We start from the raw sequence: 24,283 nt of genomic DNA on the forward strand, positions 1-24,283 counted from the left end.
TATGGATTTCGACCTTTCTGAAGAACAACGCCTGCTGGTCGAGAGCGCACGGGCCTTTGCCAGCCAGGAACTGGCGCCCCATGCCGCCGACTGGGACCGTGACCATCACTTCCCGCTGGAGGTGATCCGCCGCGCCGCCGAGCAGGGTTACCTGGCCCTGTATATCGGCGAGGAAGATGGCGGCCTGGGACTGTCGCGGCTGTCGACCTCACTGATCTTCGAGCAACTGTCGGCCGGCTGTGTCGCCACCACCGCCTACCTGACCATTCACAACATGGCCAGCTGGATGCTCGCCAGCTTCGCCGACGAGGCGCTCAAAGCCCAATGGCTGCCCCGCCTGATCAGCGGCGAACTGCTCGCCTCCTACTGCCTGACCGAACCGGACGCCGGCTCCGACGCCGCGCACCTGCGCACCCGCGCCAGGCGCGAGGGCGATGAGTACCTCATCGACGGCAGCAAGTGCTTTATCTCCGGCGCCGGCAGTACCGAAGTGCTGATCGTCATGGCGCGCACCGGAGCAGATGGCGCCAAGGGCATTTCCTGCTTCCTGGTGCCCGCCGACGCGCCCGGCGTGCGCTATGGGCGCAATGAATTGAAGATGGGCTGGCGGGCGCAGCCGACCCGTTCGATCAGCTTCGAGGGCGTGCGCATTCCGGCGGGCAACCGCATCGGCCCGGAAGGCCAGGGCTTCGTCTACGCGATGAAGGGGCTGGATGGCGGTCGCCTGAATATCGCCAGCTGCTCGCTCGGTGCGGCCCAGGCGGCGCTGGAGCAAACGCTGCGCTATGTCGAGGAGCGCAAGCAATTCGGCAAGCCGCTGGCGCAATTCCAGGCCCTGCAATTCAAGCTCGCCGACATGCTCACCCACCTCACCGCCAGCCGACAGATGGTGCGCCTGGCCGCGCACAAGCTCGACCATAAACACCCGGAAGCCAGCCTCTATTGCGCCATGGCCAAGCGCTTCGCCACCGACCACTGCTTCGAGCTGTGCAACGACGCCCTGCAACTTCACGGCGGTTATGGTTATCTGAATGATTACCCATTGGAGCGCTGGGTCCGCGACAGCCGCGTGCACCAGATACTCGAAGGCACCAATGAAATCATGCGGGTGATCGTGGCGCGGCGCCTGCTGGAGCAAGGCGGTATGCTCGACCAACTGCTGTAACTGACGACAGGGGCAACACGCTTATGAGTAACGCCGTAGAAACCTACCACTCCGGGCTATTCGACCTGACCCACAAGCTGACGGTGGAGAAGCACGGTCACACCGCCCTGCTGACCATCAACAACCCGCCAGCCAATACCTGGGATCGCGAGACGTTGATCGGCCTCAAACAGCTGATCGAGCACCTCAACCGCGACGACGCCATCTATGCCCTGGTGATCACCGGCCAAGGCGGCAAATTCTTCAGCGCCGGCGCCGACCTGAAACTGTTCGCCGATGGCGACAAGGCCCGCGCCCGCGAAATGGCCCGGCGTTTCGGCGAAGCCTTCGAAGCCCTGCGCGACTTCCGTGGCGTGTCGATCGCCGCGATCAACGGCTACGCCATGGGGGGCGGCCTGGAATGCGCCCTGGCCTGCGACATCCGCATCGCCGAGAGCCAGGCACAGATGGCGCTGCCGGAAGCCACGGTCGGCTTGTTGCCATGCGCCGGCGGCACCCAGGTATTGCCCTGGCTGATCGGCGAAGGCTGGGCCAAACGCATGATCCTCTGCGGCGAACGCGTCGATGCGCAAACCGCCCTGCGCATCGGCCTGGTCGAGCAGGTGGTGGACAGCGGCGAAGCCCGTGGCCATGCCCTGCTGCTGGCGGCCAAGGTCGCGCGGCAGAGCCCGGTCGCGGTGCGCACCATCAAGCCGCTGCTGCAGGGCGCTCGCGAGCGCGGGCCGAACAGCTGGCTGCCCGAGGAGCGCGAGCGCTTCGTCGACCTGTTCGATGCCGATGACACCCGCGAAGGCGTCAATGCCTTCCTGGAAAAACGCGAGCCGCAGTGGCGCAACAAATAAACCCTATAACCAGGGCGCCGAGCGCCTGCCGTGGAGCCGATCACTTGGACGAGACCCGCGAATCATGAACGTCACTTTCGAAGAACTTGCCGGCCAGCACGGCGCCCACATCGGCATCGCCAGCCTGGACGCCGAGCAAAGCCTGAACGCCCTCTCACTGCCGATGATCGAGGCGTTGGACGCCAAACTGCAGAGCTGGGCAGAAAACCCTGACATCGCCTGCGTGATCCTGCGCGGCAACGGGCCGAAAGCCTTCTGCGCCGGCGGCGACGTGCGCAAGCTGGTCGAGGCCTGCCGCGAACATCCCGGCCAGGTGCCACCATTGGCCGCGCGCTTCTTCGCCGACGAATACCGCCTCGACCACCGCATCCACACTTACCCCAAGCCGCTGATCTGCTGGGCCCACGGTCATGTGCTGGGCGGTGGACTGGGGCTGATGCAAGGCGCGGGCATCCGCATCGTCACTCCGAGCAGCCGCCTGGCGATGCCGGAAATCACTATCGGCCTCTACCCGGATGTCGGCGGCAGCTGGTTCCTCAGTCGCCTGCCCGGCAAACTCGGCCTGTTCCTCGGTCTGACCGCCACCCAGATCAATGCCCACGACGCGCTCAATCTCGGCCTGGCCGACCGTTTTCTGCATGACGAACAACAGGGCGAACTGATCAACGGGCTGCAGCAACTGAACTGGCAGGCGCAACCGGCGATGCAGCTCAACAGCCTGCTCAAGGCCCTGGAGCACGAGGCCAACCAGCAATTGCCCGCAGCCCAGTTGCTTCCGCGTCGCAACCATATCGACAACCTGCTGGACGTCGCCGACCTGCCCAGCGCCTGGCGCGCCATCAGCGCCCTGGAACACGATAGCGACCTGTTGCTCAGCCGTGCGGCCAAGACCCTGAGCGCCGGCTGCCCGCTGACTGCGCACCTGGTGTGGGAGCAGATCGAACGGGCCAGGCACCTGTCGCTCGCCCAGGTGTTCCAGATGGAATACACCATGAGCCTGAACAGCTGTCGCCACCCGGAATTCCCTGAAGGCGTGCGGGCCCGCCTGATCGACAAGGACAACACGCCGCACTGGCATTGGCCGGACGTCGCCAACATCCCCGAAGCCGTGATCGAAGCGCACTTCCAGCCCACCTGGGAGGGCCCGCATCCGCTGGCGAACCTGTAAGCCCCATCACCTCGCATCGGCCAAGGAGCACAGCAATGAAAAAAGTCGCCTTTATCGGACTCGGCCACATGGGCCTGCCCATGGCTCGTAACCTGCTCAAAGCCGGTTTCGAACTCAAGGTCTTCGACCTGCAACAAAGCGCCATCGACGAACTGGCGGCCGAGGGTGCCCAGGCCGCGAATAGCGCCCGCGACGCCGTGCACGCTGCCGAGGTGGTGATTTCCATGCTGCCGGCCAGCCAGCATGTCGAAGGCCTGTACCTCGGCGAACAGGGCCTGCTCGGCTTTATCACGCCGGGCAGCCTGGTGCTGGAGTGCTCGACCATCGCCCCCGAATCGGCCAGGAAGGTCAGCAAGGCTGCCACCGAGCTCGGCATCGAATTGCTCGATGCGCCGGTCTCCGGCGGCACCGCTGGCGCGGCGGCCGGTACCCTGACCTTTATGATCGGCGGCGAAAACAACGTGCTGGAAAAGGCCCGACCGGTGCTCACCGCCATGGGCAAGAACATTTTCCACGCCGGCGAGAGCGGTGCCGGGCAAGTAGCCAAGGTTTGCAACAACCAACTGCTCGCGGTGTTGATGCTCGGCACCGCCGAAGCCATGGCGCTCGGCGTGGCCAGCGGCCTCGACCCTAAAGTCCTGGCCGAAATCATGCGCCAGAGCTCCGGTGGCAACTGGGCACTGGAACGTTACAACCCCTGGCCCGGCGTGATGGAAAACGCCCCGGCATCGAAGGGTTACAGCGGCGGTTTCATGGCCGAACTGATGGCCAAGGACCTGGGCCTGGCCCAGGAAGCCGCGCAAGCCAGCGGCAGCCCCACACCAATGGGCGCGCTGGCGCTGAGCCTGTACCGCCAGTTACTCGAACAAGGTCACGGCCAGGAGGATTTCTCCGTGGCGCAGAAGCTGTTCGTTACCCAATAGCCCGCGCCTACGGAATCGTCGGCTTCAACGTTCGCGCAAGGCCTCGGCGCGGGCCCGCAGGATCGGCTTGAGCAGGTAGCTGAGAATGCTCTTCTTGCCGGTGATGATGTCCACCGAAGCGACCATCCCGGGAATGATCAACAGCGGATTTTCCTCTGTCCCCAGGTGGCTCTTATCGGTGCGCAGCTTGATCAGGTAAAAGCTGTTGCCTTCTTCATCGGTGATGGTGTCGGCACTGATTTGTTCCAGCTTGGCCTTCAAGCCCCCATAAATGGTGTAGTCGTAGGCGGTGAACTTGACCACGGCCTCCTGCCCCGGATGCAGGAAGGCGATGTCCTGCGGGCGGATGCGGGTTTCGACCAGCAGGGTATCGTCCAACGGCACGATTTCCACCAGGTCGCTACCCGGCTGGATCACGCCACCGATGGTATTGACCAGCAGCTGCTTGACGATACCGCGCACCGGCGAGGTCACCAACGTGCGATTGACCCGGTCCTCCAGCGCCTTGCCGGTGGCTTCGGTCTTGCTCAGCTCGGTACGCGCCTCGTTCAACTGCGCCAGAGCCTCGCTGCGAAAGCGCCCACGGGTTTCGTCGATCTTGCGCTCGACTTCCTTGATCGCCGACTCGGCACGCGGTATCGCCAGGCCGGTGGCATCCATCTGCCCGCGGTTTTCGACTTCCGCACGCCGCAGCCGCAGCACTTCGACCTGGGAAATCGCCCCTTCCGCCACCAGCGGCTCGGACATCTGAATTTCCTGGCGCAGCAGGTTCAGGCTGCTGCGGTATTGCGCCTGCTTGGAGGCGAACTCGCGCAGCTCCTGTTTACGCTGGATCAGTTGCTCCTCGAGCCCGGCGACTTCGTCATGCAATTGCTGCTGGCGGCTCTCGTACAGCGATTGTTCGCTGGCGGCCAGACCCGGCGCCTTGGCGCGGGTTTCGTCGGTAATCAGCAACGGGCGCCCTTCGGTCTCGGCACTCAAGCGCTCCAGACGCAGCAGCCAAGACAAGCGATCGGCCTCGGTTTCGCCGACATTCGAGGCGAAGCGGGTGTCATCCAGGCGCAACAGCGGATCACCGACCTTGACGATCTGCCCCTCGCGAATGAACAGCTCGGAGACAATGCCGCCTTCGAGGTTCTGGATTTTTTGCAGTTTGGAGGACGGAATCGCCTTGCCGTCGCCACGCGTCACCTCGTCGACCACCGCGAAGTGCGCCCAGGCCAACAGGAACAGGAAGAACCCGATCAAGCTCCAGATGGTCAGCCGCACCACACGCGGGGCGTCTTCGACCAACGCCTTGCTGACCGCGGGCAGCGGCTGCCCCTCGACCGAATCGGACCCTTTGAAGTAACGCTGGAGGCTGCTGAGCAAGGGCTTAAGCGACACTGATCTGGCCCTTCTTCAACGCTTCCATAACCGCATCCTTCGGACCGTCGGCAATGATCTGGCCCTTGTCGATGATTATCAGCCGATCCACCAGCGTCAGCATCGAGGCCCGGTGGGTGACCAGCAACACGGTCTTGTCGACGATAACCGCCGCCAGCCGCTGCTTGAGATTTTCTTCGCCGGTGTTGTCCATGGAGCTGGTCGGCTCATCCAGCAGCAGGATCGGCGGATCGAGCAACAACGCGCGCGCCAGGGCAACGTTCTGCCGCTGCCCGCCGGAGAGATTCTGGCCACGCTCGCCGACCTGCAACTCATAGCCTTGCGGGTGTAACCGGGCGAACTCGTGCACACCGGCCAGCTCGGCGGCTTGCAGCAACTGGTCGTTTTCCACATAGCGCGCGCCGGTCACCAGGTTGTCGCGCAGCGTGCCGCTGAGCAGTTGGATGTCTTGCGGCACATAGCCGATGTTGTGGCGCAGCTCGCTGACATCCAGCTGGCGGATATCCACGCCGTCCACCAGCAAGCTGCCGGCGTCGGCCTGATAAAGCCCGACCAGCAGCTTGGCCAGCGAACTCTTGCCCGAACCGCTGCGGCCGATGATGCCGATCTTCTCGCCCGGACGAACCACCAGGTTGATGTTCTTCAGCGCGAAGGTCTGCTGCTGCGGGTAGACGAAATCCAGTTGGCGCATTTCGATGGCGCCCTGCACACGCTGGCGGGTCAGGGGCCGATCGTCCTCCTGGCGCTCCTGCGGCAGGTCCATCATGTGGTCGACCGAGGTCATCGTCAGCCGTGCCTGCTGGTAACGGGTCAGCAGCCCGGAGAGCTGCGACAGTGGCCCCAGGGCGCGGCCGCTGAGCATGTAGCAGGCGATCAGGCCGCCCATGCTCAGATGGCCGTCGATGATCAGGTAGACACCGAAGATGATCATCACCACGCCCGCGATCTGCTGGATCATCTGGGTGATGTTCATCGCCAGGCTGGAGAGCATGCGCACCCGCAGCTCCAGGCCACTGAGGGTGCCAATGGTTTGCTCCCACAGGTACTGGCGCTCGCTCTCGGCGTTATTCACCTTGACCGCATCGAGCCCGGCGAGGGTCTCGATCAGGCTGGACTGGCGCTCGGCGGACAGCGACATGGTGCGGTCCATGGTCTCGACCAGGGGCTTCTGCAACAGGTAGCCGATCAACAGCGCCAGCGGAAAAGCCACCACCGGAATCCACACCAGATGCCCGCCGAGCATGGCGATCACCAGCAGCACCAACAAGGTAAAGGGCAGATCGATCAGCGTGGTCAGGGTCAGCGAGGCGAGAAAATCCCGCAGGGTTTGAAACTCGTGGATGTTCTGCGCGAAGCTGCCGATGCGCGCCGGGCGATTGCGCATGGTCATGCCGACGATGCGCTCGAACAGGGTCGCGGAAATGATCAGGTCGGTCTTCTTGCCCGCCAGGTCCAGGCACAGGCCGCGCATGGTCTTGAGCAGCAGGTCGAACAGATAGGCGCCGGAGATCCCGATGGCCAGAACCCAGAGGGTCGCGGTGGCCTGGTTCGGCACCACCCGGTCGTAGACGTTCATGACGAACAATGGCGCGCCCAGACCGATCAGGTTGATCAGCAGGCTGGCGGCGACGGCATCGACATACAGCCAGCGCGAGCGCTTGAGCGTGTCGCGGAACCAGGTCCGGGTACGCGGGATCAGCTCACCGTGGTTGAGATCGAACTTGTGCCGTGGTTGGGCGAAAAACACTTGGCCGAGGTAATCCTCGGCCAACAGCTGCGGCGCCACCTTGACCTCGCCGCCTTCGCTCTCGCTGAGCATCAGCCGCGCCCGGCCATCGGCGCCCCACCCCAGCAGCACGGCGCTGCGGCCGTCCTTGAGCAACAGCATCGCCGGCATCGCAATCACCGGGATCTGCTCCAGGCTGCGGCGCAACAACCGCCCTTGCAGCCCGACCCGCGCTGCCGCACGGGCTAGCAGCTCGGCCGTCATGCGTTGTTTGGGCAATGGCAAACCGGTGGTCAGCGTCGCTCGGCTGGTCGGTTTTTGATGCAGGGCGCAGAGCGATAGCAGACTGTCCAATAAAGGATCGTCATGCTGCCCGCGTGGATCATGGCTGAGTTGCACTCGACTGACTTCTGATTCCACGCTGGCACTCTTTCCTTTAGCGGGTTAGCGCTCAATTCAAACCGGGCAGGCTCACGTTAGTTTTCACGTCGTTCTGCACCACCGACGCCAAAGGTGCGACTACGCCCTGACTCTTGAGCAACTCGCCCATGGTGGCTTTGATCCGGTACTGAGTAAACAATTCGGTGTAGGTCACATCCGCCAAACGACGTTGTGCGGTGAACAGTTCGTTCTCGCTGTCCAGCAAGTCGAGCAGCGTACGCTCACCCAGGCTGAACTGCTTCTGATACGAACTGCGCACGCGGCTGCTGTAGTCGACGTACTGCGCCGCGATCGGTTTTTGCTCGCGGGCGTTGTACAGCGCATTCCAGGCCAGACCGGCTTCTTCGCTGAGTACGCGCAGGGCGTTGTTGCGAATATCCAGGGCTTCGTTGATCTGGTAGGACTTGGATTCCAGGTCCGCCTTGTTGCTGCCGCCGGCGTACAGGTTGTAGCGCATGCGCAGCATGGCCTGCCAATCGTTGACGTGGCCGTCCTGACCATCCACGTCGTTGTCCGCGCTGCGCGACAGCTCGGCATCGAAACGCGGGTAGAAGGTCGACTTGGCCGCCTCGTACTGCTTCTCGGTGGCCGCCACATCGGACTCGGCCGAACGCAGCACCGGGCTGTTTGCCAGCATCTGCCGCTTGGTATCGTCAAGCGTTTCCGGCAACTGGCCCGGCAGGCCCTGCGGCAGGACCAGCTCGGTCGGCTCGGCACCGACCACGCTGATGAAGTTGGTGCGGGCATCCGCCAGGTTGGTCTGTTCGGTAATCAGGTTGTTGCGGGCCTGGGCCAGACGCGCATCGGCCTGGTCGCGGTCGGCCGTGCTGCCCACACCGCGCTCGCTGCGCAGGCTGATCTGGTCATAGATGCGGGTGTGACTTTTCAGGTTGTCTTCGGCGAAGCGCACCATTTCCTGGCGCTTGAGCACTTCCAGATACACCTGGGCCACATCCAGGGCAGTACGTTCGGCAGTGCCCAACAGCGAGTAGGCTCGCGAGTTGACCGTCGCTTGCTGGCGACCGACTTCGCTGGAGGTCGCAAAACCATCGAACACCATTTGCTGCAGACGCAGGCTGGACTCACTGCGGGTCAGGGTTTCCCAATGATTGTCGGAACCATTGCCGCTGTTCGTGGACCGGCTACCCGGATCATCGGTGCCTTCACGACCGATGCCACCGAGCAAATCGACCTTCGGCAGGTAACCACCCTTGGCGGCCTTGAGCTGGTAGTCAGCGGACAACCGGCTATTTACTGCAGCTTGCACTTCCGGATGAACATCCAAAGCCCCTTGCATGGCCTCAGGCAGACTTTGAGCTTGCACCTGAAAACTGGCGCCAAAAACCAGAGGCAAAGCGGTAAAGAAAGGCATGCGCATTTTAATTAGCTTCCTTTGAGGCGATGAACGTCCATTTTTAGACAAATGCCACTATTGAGAAAATGCCTGAACAGCGCATGTTTACTGCGTCTGAGCGGAGCTAGAGCCTCGGATTACGGTCCGCGCCACCACATTACAATATCAAAGTGACATGACCGTGCGGATTGTTTAGGATTGAGGCTGACTGGTCAATACTTTGGCATAAACTTAATAGCCAGTCGTCATAAAGACAATAAATTGACGCCAAACTTATACCATATCTAACTACAGCTTCCCCGCTGCGCCGGCATCACCACGCCATGGAATTACATGGCAGCCTCAAGCCAGCACTCACAAGGAGCGTCACCCATGAGCAGTGTTGTTGCCATCGTAAAAAGCATCGTTGGCCAAGTCATCGCGCTTACGCCTGAAGGCGCGCAGCGTGTGCTCATAGAGGGTGACCGCCTGTTCAAGGGCGAGCAGATAGCAACCGGCCCGTCCGGCATGGTCAGCCTGGAGCTGGCCGATGGCCGTATCGTCGACCTGGGTCGCGACACACAATGGAGCAGCGCCGAGCTCGACGCGCAGACGCCCGCCACCGAACCATCGGCCAGCCCGTCGGCCGACGAACTGCAGCAAGCCATCGCTGCCGGTGTCGACCCGACTCAAGCATTCGCGCCCACCGCAGCAGGCCCGGGGGCCGGCAGCAGTGGCGGCTCGGTGGGCGGCGGCCACAGCTTCGTGATGCTGGAAACAACGGCCAGCCAGTTGCAAGCCGAAATCGGCTTCGACACCCAACTACTGGCACTCGCCGACACGGGCACTGAAGTGATCCAGGACCCCCAGACCCCCAACCTGCCCCCGGCATTCAGCGCCGCCGATGGCAGCCCGCTCGCCGGTAGCCTGAACCTGGTCACCGCAGAAGACACCCCCCTGAGCGGCACCTTCACCGCCCGCGATCCGAATGGCGATCCCTACACCTTCAGCCTGACCCAGGCGCCAACCAATGGCAGCCTGACGCTGAATGCCGACGGCACCTGGCAGTACAGCCCGAACCAGGACTACAACGGCCCGGACAGCTTTGCAGTCCTGGTCATCGACGGCCTTGGCGCGTCCTCGCCGCTGACCGTCAACCTTGGCGTAACAGCGGTAAACGATGCGCCCGTGGCCAGCGGCAGCTATGCAACCGATATCGTCGACAGCGCCGTCGCCGACAGCTACGCCGACATCACCGGCCAGTTAGCCGCCACTGACGTCGACGACAGCACCCTGACCTGGAGCGGCAGCGCCGCCGGTAGCTACGGCCAACTGACCGTCAACCCGGATGGCAGCTACACCTACATAGTCGATGCCGCTGCGGTGAATGCCTTGCAGGCTGGCGACCAACCCAGCGACAGCTTCACCGTTACCGTCACCGACCCATCCGGCGCCACCGACACCCGCGTCATCACCCTCAATGTCACCGGCACCAACGATGCGCCGATTGCCGAAGGCAGCAGCGCCGCCGCCACGGAAGACAACGGCCTCGCCAGCGGCCAGTTGCTCGCCAGCGATGTCGATAACGGCGACGTACTCAGCTACAGCCTGAACGGCACCGCGCCGGCCGGTTTCAGCCTCAACGCCGCCACCGGCACTTGGACACTGGACACCGGCAATGCCGCCTACCAGAACCTCGCCGAAGGGGCGACGCTGAGCCTCGACGTCCCCTTCACCGTCACCGACAGCAACGGCGCCACCAGCACCAGCGTGCTGCAACTGACTGTCACTGGCACCAACGATGCGCCGATTGCCGAAGGCAGCAGTGCCGCCGCCACGGAAGACAACGGCCTCGCCAGCGGCCAGTTGCTCGCCAGCGATGTCGATAACGGCGACGTACTGAGCTACAGCCTGAACGGCACCGCGCCGGCCGGTTTCAGCCTCAACGCCGCCACCGGCACCTGGACGCTGGACACCGGCAATGCCGCCTACCAGAACCTCGCCGCCGGGCAAACCCTGAGCCTCGACGTCCCCTTCACCGTCACCGACAGCAATGGCGCCACCAGCACCAGCGTGTTGCAACTGACCGTCACCGGCACCAACGATGCGCCGATTGCCGAAGGCAGCAGTGCCGCCGCCACGGAAGACAACGGCCTCGCCAGCGGCCAGTTGCTCGCCAGCGATGTCGATAACGGCGACGTACTCAGCTACAGCCTGAACGGCACCGCGCCGGCCGGTTTCAGCCTCAACGCCGCCACCGGCACCTGGACGCTGGACACCGGCAATGCCGCCTACCAGAACCTCGCCGCCGGGCAAACCCTGAGCCTCGACGTCCCCTTCACCGTCACCGACAGCAATGGCGCCACCAGCACCAGCGTGTTGCAACTGACCGTCACCGGCACCAACGATGCGCCGATTGCCGAAGGCAGCAGTGCCGCCGCCACGGAAGACAATGGCCTCGCCAGCGGCCAACTGCTCGCCAGCGATGTCGATAACGGCGACGTACTCAGCTACAGCCTGAACGGCACCGCGCCGGCCGGTTTCAGCCTCAATGCCGCCACCGGCACCTGGACGCTGGACACCGGCAATGTCGCCTACCAGAACCTCGCCGCCGGGCAAACCCTGAGCCTCGACGTCCCCTTCACCGTCACCGACAGCAACGGCGCCACCAGCACCAGCGTGCTGCAACTGACTGTCACTGGCACCAACGATGCGCCGATTGCCGAAGGCAGCAGCGCCGCCGCCACGGAAGACAATGGCCTCGCCAGCGGCCAACTGCTCGCCAGCGATGTCGATAACGGCGACGTACTCAGCTACAGCCTGAACGGCACCGCGCCGGCCGGCTTCAGCCTCGATGCCGCCACCGGCACCTGGACGCTGGACACCGGCAATGCCGCCTACCAGAACCTCGCCGAAGGGGCGACGCTGAGCCTCGACGTCCCCTTCACCGTCACCGACAGCAACGGCGCCACCAGCACCAGCGTGCTGCAACTGACCGTCACCGGCACCAACGATGCGCCGATTGCCGAAGGCAGCAGCGCCGCCGCCACGGAAGACAACGGCCTCGCCAGCGGCCAACTGCTCGCCAGCGATGTCGATAACGGCGACGTACTCAGCTACAGCCTGAACGGCACCGCGCCGGCCGGTTTCAGCCTCAATGCCGCCACCGGCATCTGGACGCTGGACACCGGCAATGTCGCCTACCAGAACCTCGCCGCCGGGCAAACCCTGAGCCTCGACGTCCCCTTCACCGTCACCGACAGCAACGGCGCCACCGACACCCGCGTCATCACCCTCAATGTCACCGGCACCAACGATGCGCCGATTGCCGAAGACAGCAGTGCCGCCGCCACGGAAGACAGTGGCCTCGCCAGCGGCCAGTTGCTCGCCAGCGATGTCGATAACGGCGACGTACTCAGCTACAGCCTGAACGGCACCGCGCCGGCCGGTTTCAGCCTCAACGCCGCCACCGGCACTTGGACACTGGACACCGGCAATGCCGCCTACCAGAACCTCGCCGAAGGGGCGACGCTGAGCCTCGACGTCCCCTTCACCGTCACCGACAGCAACGGCGCCACCAGCACCAGCGTGCTGCAACTGACTGTCACTGGCACCAACGATGCGCCGGTGGCGCAGGCCGCCACCGCGTTCGCCGTCGAAGATGGCCTGAGCAATGCTGGCGCGGTCGGCAACGCCACCGATGGCTCGGCCATCGTCATCACCGTGGTCACCACCGACGCCAACCAGGCCTTCTCCTTCGACTGGCAATTCAAAGCCGGCGACTACCTGCCCTTCAACGACTTCGCCTTCGTGCAGATCAATGGCCAGCCCGCCGGCACCCTGAGCAGCGTGGCCATGGTCGGCAACTATGGCGATTCGGGCCTGCAGACCTACGCCTACACCTTTGGCGCCCCCGGCACCTACCAGATCGTGATCGGCATTGCCGACAGCGGCGACACGGGCGTGGACTCGCAGCTCAACCTGAGCAACCTGTCGAACGGGCTGATCAGTTCGATCACCTCCACCGGCGCGGCGACCAACAACGGTGGCGCCTGGACGCTGGTGTCATCCGGCACCAACCCGCAAGGCCTCATCGACCTGGTGAGCAAGCCCGCGCAGATCGGCGGCCAGTTGCAGGCCAGCGATGCCGACACCGGCGCCAGCCTGACATTCAGCCTGCCCGGCAGCGCCCCGGCCGGCTTCGCCCTGAACAGCGATGGCAGCTGGACTTTCGACAGCAGCAATGCCGCCTACCAGTCGCTGGCCCAGGGCGAGCTGAAGGTCATCAGCATCACCTACACGGTCAGCGACGAACACAACGCCTCGAGCCAAAGCACCCTGACCATCAACCTGACCGGCACCAACGACGCGCCAGTGGCCAGCGCCAGCAGCGCGGCGGTCAGCGAAGATGGCACCATCAACGGCACCTTGCTCGGCAGCGATGTGGACAACGGCGCCAGCCTGAGCTTCGGCCTGGTCGGCAACGCGCCCGCCGGCTTCAGCCTGAGCAGCACGGGCACCTGGACCTTCAATGCCGGCGATGCCGCCTACCAGCACCTGGGTGCGGGCGTTCCCCTGACCGTCAGCGTGCCCTACACCGTCACGGACGAGCATGGCGCCAGCAGCCAGAGTACCCTGACGCTGACCGTCACCGGTGTGAACGATGCAGCCATCCTCTCCAACGCCGATGTGGCACTGGACGAAACCGATGCCCTGCTGACCACCGGCGGTCAACTGACCATCAGCGACATCGACAGCCCGACCACCTTCGTCGCGCAGACCGGCAATGCCGGCGCTTATGGCAGTTTCAGCGTCGATACCGACGGCAACTGGAGCTACACCGCCAACGCCGCCTACAACGAACTGAATGTTGGCCAGAGCCACCAGGACAGCTTCGAGGTGTTCAGCGCCGACGGCACCAAGACCACGGTGACGGTCACCATTGACGGCACCAACGACGCTCCGGTCGCCAGCGCCGTGGTCGCCAGCGGCAGCGAAGACCCATCCACACGGATTCCCGTGACCCTCGCCGGCAGCGATGTCGACGGCAACGTCAGCAGCTACACCCTCGACTCCCTGCCCGCCAACGGCAGCCTCTACTCCTCGGCCAGCGGCGGCACACCGCTCAGCGTTGGCGCGGTGGTCAGCGGCCCGGTCTACTTCGTGCCCGACAGCAACTGGAACGGCGACACCAGCTTCCAGTTCAGCGCCACCGACAACAGTGGTGCGACCTCGGCCAGCAACACCGCGACCATCTCGGTGGCGGCGGTCAACGATGCACCGCTCGCCTCCCCGGCCAGCGACAGCGCCGTCGAAGATGGCCCGGCAGTTGGCGGGCAACTGATCGCCAGCGATGTCGACAGTGGCGACACCCTGAGCTTCGCCCTGACCGGCAACCCACCGGCGGGCTTTGCGCTCAGCAGCACCGGCGCCTGGACACTCGACCCGACGCACGCGGCTTACCAAAGCCTGAGCGAAGGCGTACCTCTGACCATCGAGGTGCCCTACCGCGTGACCGACAGTGGCGGCCTGACCAGCGATAGCATCCTGACCCTGACCATCACCGGGCTGAACGATACCCCCGTGGTCAGCGCCAGCATCACGCTCGGCACCGACGAGGATCAGAGCGCCCAACTGATCGACCTGCTGGCCAACGCCAGCGATGCCGACACCAATGACAGCCTGAGCGTCGGCAACCTGACTGAAACCAGCGGCAACAACGCCTCCGGCGTTACCTTCAATGCCGCCACCGGCAGCCTTTCCGTCAATCCCGCGGCCTACAACTACCTGGCCGTCGGCGAGAGCGTGACCCTCATCTACAGCTATGAGGTCAGCGACGGCAAGGGCGGCTCGGTAGCCACCAGCGCCACCATCACCATCGACGGGCGCAACGATGCGCCGGCGATCAGTAGCGCCATCGCGGTCACCCGCGACGAAGATGCCAGCGGCTTTAGCGTCGACCTGCTGGCCAACGCCGGCGATGCCGACCTCAGCGACAGCCTGAGCATCAGCGGCCTGAGCGAAACCAGCGGCAACAACGCCGCGGGCGTCACCGTCAGCGGCGCCACCCTCAGCGTCGACCCGACGGCCTACAACTACCTGGCCGAGAACGAAAGCGTCACCCTGACCTACGACTACACCGTCATCGACGGCAATGGCGGGGTCACGCCGACCACCGCCACCCTGACCATCGAAGGCCGCAACGATGCGCCGGTGATGCTGGCCAGCATCGGCAATGACGCCGGCATCGTGGTCAAGGCCCAGGCTGCCGCCAACCACAGTTTCGCCAGCGCCATCAGCCTCGACGGCGCCTTCGTCACCGGCAGCAATCCGGACGTACAGAACGCCGAAACCACGCCGTTCGTCTCGATCCACGGCACCGGCGGCAACGCGGCGGACTACTACGCGTTCACCGTGACCGAAGCCGGCACCACGGCGGTGTTCGACATCGACTATGGGATAACCAACAGCGGCGGCTTCGACTCCTACCTGCACCTGTGGGACGCCAACGGCAACCGCATCGCGCTGAACGACGATAACAGCACCCAGAACGGTGCGGGTGGCAGCGTCAACGGCCTGGACGCTTACCTGAGCTACACCTTCAGCCAACCGGGCACTTACTACATCTCGGTGGGCAAGTACCCGGGCAGCGCCACTCCGAACAACCCGATCCCCGCGGGCGCCACCTACCAGCTGCAGGTTTCCCTCGACAAGGCGATCACCAATGGCACCGCCGGCGCAGTCGACGAGCGCGCCGATGGCGTCAACGGCGAGAACAGCGGCAACCTGACAGCCAGCGGCGAACTGGCCTTCAGCGATGCCGACCTGTCCAACAGCCACAGCGCGAGCGCCCAGCTGCTCTCGGCCACCGACTCCGTTTCCGGCGCCAGCAGCGCGCTGGGCAGCCTGACTCCGGTGATCAGCAACGCCGCCACTGGCGACGGCAAAGGCATTGTCACCTGGAACTTCAGCGTCGCCGCCAGCGCCCTGGACTTCCTCGGCGCGGGCCAGACCCTGACCCAGGTCTACCGTGTCAGCGTGACCGACAGCAGTGGCGCCAGCGCCTTCAAGGACGTCACCGTCACCCTCACCGGCAGCAACGATGCGCCACTGGTCAGCGGCGCCGTGGCCTCGGTCAGCCACGAAGATGCCCTCGCCTACAGCGTCGACCTGCTGCAAAACGCCGCCGATGTAGATGCGATCGACGCCATCAGCGTCAGCAACCTCCAGGAAATCAGCGGCAACGATGCCGCGGGCGTGACCGTCAACCCGGACGGCACCCTCAGCGTCGATCCCTCGCGCTACAACTACCTGGCCGTGGGCGAAAACGTCACCCTGACCTACAGCTACAACGTGATCGATGGCAAGGGCGGGGTCACGCCGACCACCACAACCCTGACCATAGAGGGTCGCAACGACCTGCCCGTGGTCAGCAGCACCAGCGCCACCGTGGCCGAAGAAAGCACCGGCACCAACCTGAATATCGCCGCGCCGACCGATGTCGATGGCGACAGCCTGACCATCACCGTCACCGGTCTGCCGACCTTGGGCAGCGTCACCCTCGCCGACGGTACGGCGGTGAACAACGGCCAGATCCTGACCAGCGAGCAACTGCAGGGCCTCAAATACAACGGCCCGGCCGACTACAACGCCGGCCAGACCGTGGGCAACTTCACTTACAGCGTCTACGACGGCAGCGCGACCGTGAGCGGCAGCGTCACCCTTGGCGTGACACCGGTGAACGACGATCCGGTCGCCAACAACGACTTCGGCGTAGTCAGTGGCTTGACCGGCAAGTACTACGGTTACAGCCAGGGTACGGATGGCAACAACCTGGAGAGTCTCTCCAACGTCACGGCCTTCATCGCCAGCCACGCCCCGAGCGCCACCTTCATCGCCACCTCGGTGAACTACGGCAACGGCGTCGGCAGCGACCTGGGCGGCCAACAGCAGTTGCAGCAATTCCTCGGCGGCGACGCCGCTTCGCTGAATACTGACCCGGCCAATACCTCGGACGCCATCATCCAACTGACCGGCGCGCTCAACCTCGCCGCCGGCACCTACCAGTTCCAGGTCACCGCGGACGACGGCTACAGCATCCGCGTCGACGGCGTGGTGGTGGCCGAATACAACGGCAATCAGGGGCCGACCGCCCGCGAATCGGCGACCTTCAACATCGCCGAAAGCGGCGCGCACCAGATTGAAATCATTTACTGGGATCAGGGCGACCAAGCCGTACTCAAGGTCGAATTACGCCCCGAAAACGGCAGCTACAGCGTACTTGGCGGCACGGCCCTGAGCCACACCGTCGGCAGCGAACTGGTCACCAACGAAGACCAGGCCCTGACCATCAGCCCGGCGACCCTGCTCGGCAACGACAGCGATGTGGATGGCGACAGCCTGACCATCACCAGCGTGCAGGGTGCGGTGAATGGCAGCGTGGCGCTGGTCAACGGCAACGTGGTGTTCACCCCGGCGAGCAACTTCAACGGCACCGGCAGCTTCACCTACACCATCAGCGACGGCCAGGGCGGCGGCTCCACGGCCACCGCCACGGTCGGCGTGAATGCGCTCAACGATGCCCCGGTTGCCGCTTCCGCGAGCGCCGGCACCGGTGAGAACGGCGTGCTCAACAGCACTGTTCCAACCGCCAGCGATATCGACAGCGCCATCAATACCAACGCTTATGCGCTGGTCAGCGGCCCGGGCACCGGCAACGGCAGCCTGATCTTCAACAGCGACGGCAGCTATAGCTTCAACCCGGGCAGCGACTTCGACAGCCTGGCAGCTGGCGATACCCGTCCGGTTACCTTCACCTACACTGCCCAGGACAGCAACGGTGCGGTCAGCGCCCCGGCGACCATCACCATCACGGTCACCGGCAGCAACGATGCCGCTGTAGTCTCCAGCGCGTCGGTCACCCTGAGCGAAACCAACGCCCCGCTGAGCACCGGCGGCCAACTGACCATCAGCGACGTCGACGGCCCGGATACCTTCCTGGCGCAGACTAATGCCCCGGGCACCTACGGCAGCTTCTCCATCGATGCCGCTGGCAACTGGAGCTACAGCGCCAACTCCGCCCTCGACACGCTGAGCATTGGCCAATCGGCCATCGAAAACTTCACCGTGTTCGCCGCCGATGGCACGTCGACTACCGTCCAGGTGACCATCAACGGCAGCAACGATGCCGCGGTGCTCAGCAGCGCCGTGATTGACCTGAGCGAAACCAACGCCCCGCTGACTACCGGCGGTCTACTGACGATCAGCGACGTCGACAACCCGAACAGCTTCCTGGCACAGACCAATACCCCGGGCAACCACGGCAATTTCTCCATCGATGCCGCCGGCAACTGGAGCTACATCGCCAGCACCGCGCTCGATAACCTGAACATCGGTCAGTCGGTCAGCGAGAACTTCACCGTGCTCGCCGCCGATGGCACATCGACTACCGTCCAGGTGACCATCCACGGCAGCAACGATGCCGCCATACTCAGCAGCGCCGTGATTGACCTGAACGAGACCGATGCCCCGCTGACCACCAGTGGCCAACTGAGCATCGTCGACGTCGACAGCCCCGCAGAGTTCATCGCGCAGTCCGCTTTCCAGGGCATTTATGGCAGTTTCTCCATCGACGCCAGCGGCAGTTGGAGCTTCACCGCCGATTCGGCCTTCGAGCAACTGAGTGCCGGCCAGACCATCGTCGACACCTTCAGCGTGGCGGCGGCCGATGGCACCACCACCTCCGTGCAAGTCACCATTACCGGCACCAACGACGTTCCGGTCGCGACCAGCACCAGCGCTTCTGTAATGGAGGACGATGCCGAGTTGAACGGTCAACTGGCCGCCACCGACGCCGATGGCAGCGCCGTGCTCAGCTTCACCCTGAATCAGGCCGCGCCCGCCGGCTTCAGCCTGAACAGCAGCGGCAGCTGGACCTTCGACCCGAGCGACGCGGCCTACCAGGCCTTGAAGGTCGGCGAAAGCCAGGTGATCAATATTCCCTTCACCGTCACCGACGATAAGGGCACGACCAGCAACAGCAGCCTGACCCTGACCGTCAGCGGCAGCAACGACGCTCCGATCGCCGCACCTGCCAGCGCCGGCGCGGTCGAAGACGGCGTGTTCACCCCCGGCCCGGTCGCCAACTCCATCGACGGTTCGGCCATTGTCATTACCGTAGTCGTCACCGAGCCGAACCAGAGCTTCGACTTCAACTGGCAGTTCAGTACCTCGGATTATCTGCCGTACAACGATTTCGCCTTTATCCAGATCGATGGTCAGCCGGTTCAGACTCTCAGCAGCATCTCGGCCGTCGGCAACAACGGCAACTCCGGGTTGCAGAACTTCAGCCACGTGTTCGCCACTCCGGGCACGTACCAGATCGTCATCGGCGTGGCCGATGCGCTCGACGGCGTGGGCGACTCGAACCTGGCACTGAGCAACCTGCCGTCCGCGCTGATCGGTTCGATCACCACGGTCGGCGCCGCCTCGGGCGCCAATGGCAGCTGGAACCTCAGCAGCAACGGTGCCAACAACGGCACCCTGAGCAACCTGCTGACGCCGGTAACCCAGGTTTCCGGGCAACTGCAGGCCAGCGACGTCGACCACAACGCCGTGCTGACCTTCAGCGTCGACGGTACGCCGCCGGCCGGTTTCAGCCTGAACCCGAACGGCAGCTGGACCTTCGACTCCAGCGATGCGGCCTACCAGTCGCTGGGGCAAGGCCAGACGCAGATCATCCCGATTCCGTTCACCGTCACCGACGAACATGGCGCATCCAGCGGCAGCATCCTGACCCTGACTGTTACCGGCATCAACGACAAGCCCCTGATCTCCGCCGCCACTGGCGCCGCGAGCGAAGGCGCGGCCGTGATCAGCGGCCAGATCGCCGGTAGCGATGTCGACACCGGCGCCGTGCTGACTTACAGCACCACCGCCAACGTCGCCGGCCTGACCTTGAGCTCCGCCGGCGTCTGGAGCTTCGACCCGAGCAACCCGGCTTACGACAGCCTGGCGCTCGGCCAGCAGCAGGTCATCAGCATTCCGGTGACCGTCACCGACCAACACAATGCGTCCAGCAGCAGCACGCTGACCATTACCCTGACCGGTACTAACGATGTTCCAGTCGCCTCTGCAGGCGTTGGCACAACGGGCGAGAACACCACGTTGAACAGCAGCGTTCCGGCCGCCACTGATGTCGACGGAACTGTGGCCAGTTACACGCTGGCCACTGGCGTGGGCAATGGCAACGGCACCCTGACATTCAATGCCAACGGCACTTACAGCTTCAACCCGGGCAGCGACTTCGACAATCTGGCCGCCGGCGCCAGCCGCCAGGTCAGCTTCAGTTACACCGCCACCGACAACAACGGCGGTATCAGCGCACCCGCAACCGTGACCATCACCGTCAATGGTGTGAACGACGCGCCGGCTGGCACCAACAACGCGGTGTCGCTCAACGAAGACACCAGCCGGGTCTTCACCGCTGGCGACTTTGGTTTCACTGATGTGGATGCCGGTGACAGCCTCAAGGCTGTGCGCATCGACAGCCTGCCAGGCGCCGGTTCACTGACCCTGGGCGGCGTTGCCGTGACTGCGGGCCAGGTCATCACCGTGGCCCAGATCGGCAGCCTGACCTTCACCCCGGCGGCTAACGCCAATGGCAACAACTACGCCAGCCTGACCTTCTCGGTTCAGGATCAGTCGAATGCCTTCGACACCACGCCGAACACCCTGACACTGAACGTCACGCCGGTGAACGACGCACCGGTGGCTAACAACGACGTCAACCTCAGCGGCCTGAAAGGCGAGTACTTCGCCTACCGCGAAGGTACCGACGGCGGCAACCTGACCAACCTCAGCGGCGTCACCGCGTTCATTAACAGCCACACGGCGAGCGCGACATTCGTCGGCAAAACCCTGAACTACGGGCTAGTCCCCGATGGCGGCCTGGGTGGCGACCAGAAGCTTCAGCAGTTCCTCAAAGGTGACGCGGCCTCGCTCTCCGGCGATCCGGCCAACAGCTCGGATGCGATCATCAAGCTCAGCGGCTTAGTGAATCTGGATGCCGGGACCTATCAGTTCCGGGTTACCGCTGACGATGGTTTCACTATTCGCATTGATGGCGTGGCCGTGGCCGAGTTCGACGGCAACCAAAGCCCGACCACGCGTGAATTCGCGACCTTCAACATCAGCCAAAGCGGCCAGCACCAGATTGAAATCATCTACTGGGACCAGACCGGCAATGCTCAGTTGCAAGTCGAGCTGCGTAACCAAGGCGGAACCTACTCGGTACTCGGCGAAGACAAGCTGAGCCAGCTGAACCCTGCCCTGATTACCAATGAAGACCAGGCGCTGACCATCAACCCAAGCATCCTGCTGGCCAACGACACGGACATCGACGGCGACACCCTGTCGATCACCTCCGTGCAGGACGCTCAGCATGGCAGCGTGGCGCTGGTGAATGGCAATGTGGTCTTCACCCCGACCCTGAACTACAGCGGCCAGGCCAGCTTTACCTACACCATCAACGACGGGCACGGCGGGCTGGATACTGCGACCGTCAACCTGACCGTCAACCCGGCCAACGATGTGCCGGTAGCCTTCGCCGACAGCCTCAGCGCCAGCGAAGACACCCCGGTGTCCTTCAGCGCCGCGCAGTTGACCGGTAACGACAGCGACACCGAGAACAGCCCGCTGACCATCGCCAGCGTCACCAGTGGCAACAACGGGACCGCCGTGCTGGATGCTAACGGCAACGTACGCTTCACCCCCAACGCCAACTTCAACGGCGTGGCTGACTTCAGCTACACCGTCACCGATGGCAGCCTGACTTCCAATACCGCCAGCGTGACCGTCAACGTCGGCGCCGTGAACGATGCACCGGCGAATACCCTGCCGGCGAGTTACACCGTCAACGAAGATACGCCGCTCAAGTTGAGCGGTATGTCGGTCACTGACGTCGATGCCGCATCAGGCGCTATTTCGGTAACCCTCGCCGTTGTTAGCGGCACGATCACCGCGGCAGTCGCCGCCGGTATCACTGTGACCGGGTCGGGTACTGGCAGTGTGGTGCTGAGTGGCACGCTCACCGAGATCAACGCCTACCTGGCTGCACCGGCCACCCAGCCGACTTACACACCAGTTGCGAATGCCAGTGGCACGGTCACGCTGACCATGACCACCAACGATCTTGGCAACACCGGAGCAGGCGGCGCGCTGAACGATATCGACACTACCGCCATTACCATCAACCCGGTGGCTGATGCAGTACCGGGCAGTGATGTGTCGGTGGTGATTGGCTCTCCGGTGACGAACACAATTAGCTTCGTCGATAACGGCAACCTGAACGGTTTGCCTAGCTATACCTTCGGGAACGGAATCACCATATCCACTGGAGGTAACGGTGTCTTCGCCTGGTCGAATGGCAATGACCTGGGAGTAAACGGGTCTGGCGACAACGGCGGCGCAGCGCAGCGGATCGAGGGCAACGAAGCCATAGGGTTCACCTTCCCCTACGGCATGCAGTACATGGCCCTGAAGCTCAAGAACGCGGGCGATGACACCGTTCTGGTTCGTAGCACTCTCGAGGTTGGCGATCTTCAGGTAAACCAGCCGATAACGGGAACGATCACCTCTTCGGGAGGAACCGTTTCGTCCTTCAATCTCAAGGTCAGCTTGGTGCTGGATGTGCTAAACGGCGGCACTACGAGTACCGTGACGCTGAACGCCACGGTGAATTCGGGCGGTACCTGGTCGGTTTCCTACAGCGGTGTTAGCGGGACAATCACCAAAGCAACAGTCGTGTCGACCATCGACGGCGACCTGTTCAACCAAGGCGGCAATACCTTGGCGAACGTGACCTATTCCACCAGCTCTGATATGCAGAGCCTGTCGATTGCCCAGGACACCAGCAATACTTTCTCCTCCGGCCAAAACAACAACGGCTTCCAGATCGAGTACATCGCAGTAGACCCAAGCCCTTCCGGCCTGACCAGCTATAGCTACCCGGTGGACCTCTATGCCGTGATTCAGGACACGGTGGGAACGGTGGAGACCTTCACCAGCCTGAAGCTGAGTGAACTTCCCGTTGGTTCGATCATCAGCGTGGTTCGTGCCGACGGCACCTATCAGGAAATTGCTCCCAACGCTCTGGGTGAATATGACCTGAGCACCTACACCTCTCTGCTGAGCACTGCAACGACCTCAGCGGGAACTGACAAGATCTATCTGACCACCAACTCGGCGCTCCCCAGCGGTTTCGCCCCGACCCTTACTCTTGAGGTAAGCGACGGCGGTTCGAGCACCGCCAAAACGATTATCGGCGGGTCGGGCGATTCGACTCTCACCGGCGGATCCGGAAATGACTACATCAGTGGCGGCGCAGGAAGCGATAACATCAGTGGCGCGGTGGGCAACGACACTCTTGCAGGCGGTACCGGCAATGACACTCTAATTGGCGGCAGCGGTGATGACATTCTGCTTGGCGGTACTGGCACCGACCAACTGTCCGGTGAAATGGGCGCAGACTCCTTCGTCTGGCGTGCCGGCGACGTTGGCAGCGATGTGATCAAGGACTTCAGCGCCACCGACGGTGATCGCATCAACCTGAGCGATCTGCTGCAAGGGGAGAGCGACGGCAATATCCTCAACTACCTGCAGGTGGATACCGCGACCAACACGCTGCAGGTCAGCACTACAGGCAGCTTTGCCACTGGCGCTAGCGCTGACCTGACGATCCAGTTACAAGGTATAGATCTGACCACCTACGGCAGCAGCTCGGCGCAGATCGTCAACTCGCTGATCGCCGGTGCGGATCCGCTGGTGAAGGTCGACCACAGCTAACCACCCCTGCCCCTCAGCCGCGCCAGCACGGGCGGCTGAGGCAAACAGGCAGAGCCTGAAGGATTGCCGATGTTCTATGTACAACGCGACACCCAAGGCCAGCTGATGCGGGTCGAGGCGGTAGCATTCGCCGAGATGGATCAGACGCTGGCCGCCGACGACCAGGAGGTACAAGCCTGGTTCGCCAACCAAACCGTGGAAACCAGCCTGTTGCAACTGCAACAGAGCGACCTGGACATGATCCGGGTACTCGACGACTTGATTCAGGTGCTGATGAGCAAAGGCGTAATCCGCATCACCGACCTGCCGCCGGCGGCGCAATCCAAACTGATGAACCGCACCCAGGCGCGGGAAGCATTGGGTGGGTTGAGCCGGTTGATCAACGATGAAGAAGCCGGGGTGATCTAGCCGCGCGAACGGCTTGCGCCAGTAGGCCGGACTCGGGCACGCAGCGA

The 24,283-nt window shown here is 63.7% G+C and carries 9 protein-coding genes; 6 read left to right on the plus strand and 3 right to left on the minus strand.

Annotated elements, in window-relative coordinates; translation table 11 throughout:
* Position 1: 1 nt before the first annotated feature.
* The 4 genes from AC3IYG_RS17270 (at position 2) to mmsB (ending at position 4,098) form a co-directional block, all read left to right on the plus strand.
* The gene (locus AC3IYG_RS17270; protein WP_489310471.1) at positions 2-1,165 is read left to right on the plus strand and encodes an isobutyryl-CoA dehydrogenase; all 1,164 of its coding nucleotides are present in this window, start codon (positions 2-4) and stop codon (positions 1,163-1,165) included.
* A 23-nt stretch (positions 1,166-1,188) separates the two neighbouring features.
* Entirely contained in the window at positions 1,189-2,007 is an 819-nt protein-coding gene (locus tag AC3IYG_RS17275; RefSeq protein ID WP_489310473.1) for an enoyl-CoA hydratase, read from the plus strand.
* Between the two features lie 64 nt (positions 2,008-2,071).
* Positions 2,072-3,175: an enoyl-CoA hydratase/isomerase family protein gene (locus AC3IYG_RS17280; RefSeq protein ID WP_489310475.1), complete on the plus strand. Its 1,104-nt coding sequence runs from the start codon at positions 2,072-2,074 to the stop codon at positions 3,173-3,175.
* Between the two features lie 35 nt (positions 3,176-3,210).
* Positions 3,211-4,098, plus strand: coding sequence for a 3-hydroxyisobutyrate dehydrogenase (gene mmsB, locus AC3IYG_RS17285; protein WP_489310477.1), 888 nt, complete (start codon positions 3,211-3,213; stop codon positions 4,096-4,098).
* A 24-nt stretch (positions 4,099-4,122) separates the two neighbouring features.
* On the opposite strand, the gene AC3IYG_RS17290 is transcribed toward mmsB, so the two are convergent.
* The 3 genes from AC3IYG_RS17290 to AC3IYG_RS17300 are packed head-to-tail and all read right to left on the minus strand — an operon-like array spanning position 4,123 to position 9,029.
* Positions 4,123-5,484 carry an HlyD family type I secretion periplasmic adaptor subunit gene (locus tag AC3IYG_RS17290; protein WP_489310479.1) on the minus strand — a complete coding sequence of 454 codons (1,362 nt, stop codon included), beginning with the start codon at positions 5,482-5,484 and terminating at the stop codon, positions 4,123-4,125.
* A complete protein-coding gene (locus tag AC3IYG_RS17295) occupies positions 5,474-7,630 on the minus strand; it encodes a type I secretion system permease/ATPase (RefSeq protein ID WP_489310481.1) in 2,157 nt (718 codons plus the stop codon). Before AC3IYG_RS17295 ends, AC3IYG_RS17290 begins: the two co-directional genes overlap by 11 nt.
* A gap of 31 nt (positions 7,631-7,661) precedes the next feature.
* A complete protein-coding gene (locus tag AC3IYG_RS17300; RefSeq protein ID WP_489310483.1) occupies positions 7,662-9,029 on the minus strand; it encodes a TolC family outer membrane protein in 1,368 nt (455 codons plus the stop codon).
* A 348-nt stretch (positions 9,030-9,377) separates the two neighbouring features.
* Between AC3IYG_RS17300 and AC3IYG_RS17305 the strand changes: the two genes are divergently transcribed.
* Together AC3IYG_RS17305 and AC3IYG_RS17310 are read left to right on the plus strand one after the other, a co-directional pair.
* Positions 9,378-23,828, plus strand: coding sequence for a retention module-containing protein (locus tag AC3IYG_RS17305; protein ID WP_489310485.1), 14,451 nt, complete (start codon positions 9,378-9,380; stop codon positions 23,826-23,828).
* Positions 23,829-23,897: 69 nt separating this feature from the next.
* A complete protein-coding gene (locus tag AC3IYG_RS17310; protein WP_489310487.1) occupies positions 23,898-24,236 on the plus strand; it encodes a tryptophan synthase subunit beta in 339 nt (112 codons plus the stop codon).
* Positions 24,237-24,283: the final 47 nt, after the last annotated feature.

This window comes from Pseudomonas sp. KH_027 (assembly GCF_057838565.1).

What these genes read in the sequence shown, in the direction of transcription:
- AC3IYG_RS17280 (WP_489310475.1), top strand. Translation starts at nt 2,072, where the DNA reads ATGAACGTCACTTTCGAAGAACTTGCCGGCCAGCACGGCGCCCACATC.
- AC3IYG_RS17300 (WP_489310483.1), bottom strand. Translation starts at nt 9,029, where the DNA reads ATGCGCATGCCTTTCTTTACCGCTTTGCCTCTGGTTTTTGGCGCCAGT.
- AC3IYG_RS17310 (WP_489310487.1), top strand. Translation starts at nt 23,898, where the DNA reads ATGTTCTATGTACAACGCGACACCCAAGGCCAGCTGATGCGGGTCGAG.
- AC3IYG_RS17270 (WP_489310471.1), top strand. Translation starts at nt 2, where the DNA reads ATGGATTTCGACCTTTCTGAAGAACAACGCCTGCTGGTCGAGAGCGCA.
- mmsB (WP_489310477.1), top strand. Translation starts at nt 3,211, where the DNA reads ATGAAAAAAGTCGCCTTTATCGGACTCGGCCACATGGGCCTGCCCATG.
- AC3IYG_RS17275 (WP_489310473.1), top strand. Translation starts at nt 1,189, where the DNA reads ATGAGTAACGCCGTAGAAACCTACCACTCCGGGCTATTCGACCTGACC.
- AC3IYG_RS17305 (WP_489310485.1), top strand. Translation starts at nt 9,378, where the DNA reads ATGAGCAGTGTTGTTGCCATCGTAAAAAGCATCGTTGGCCAAGTCATC.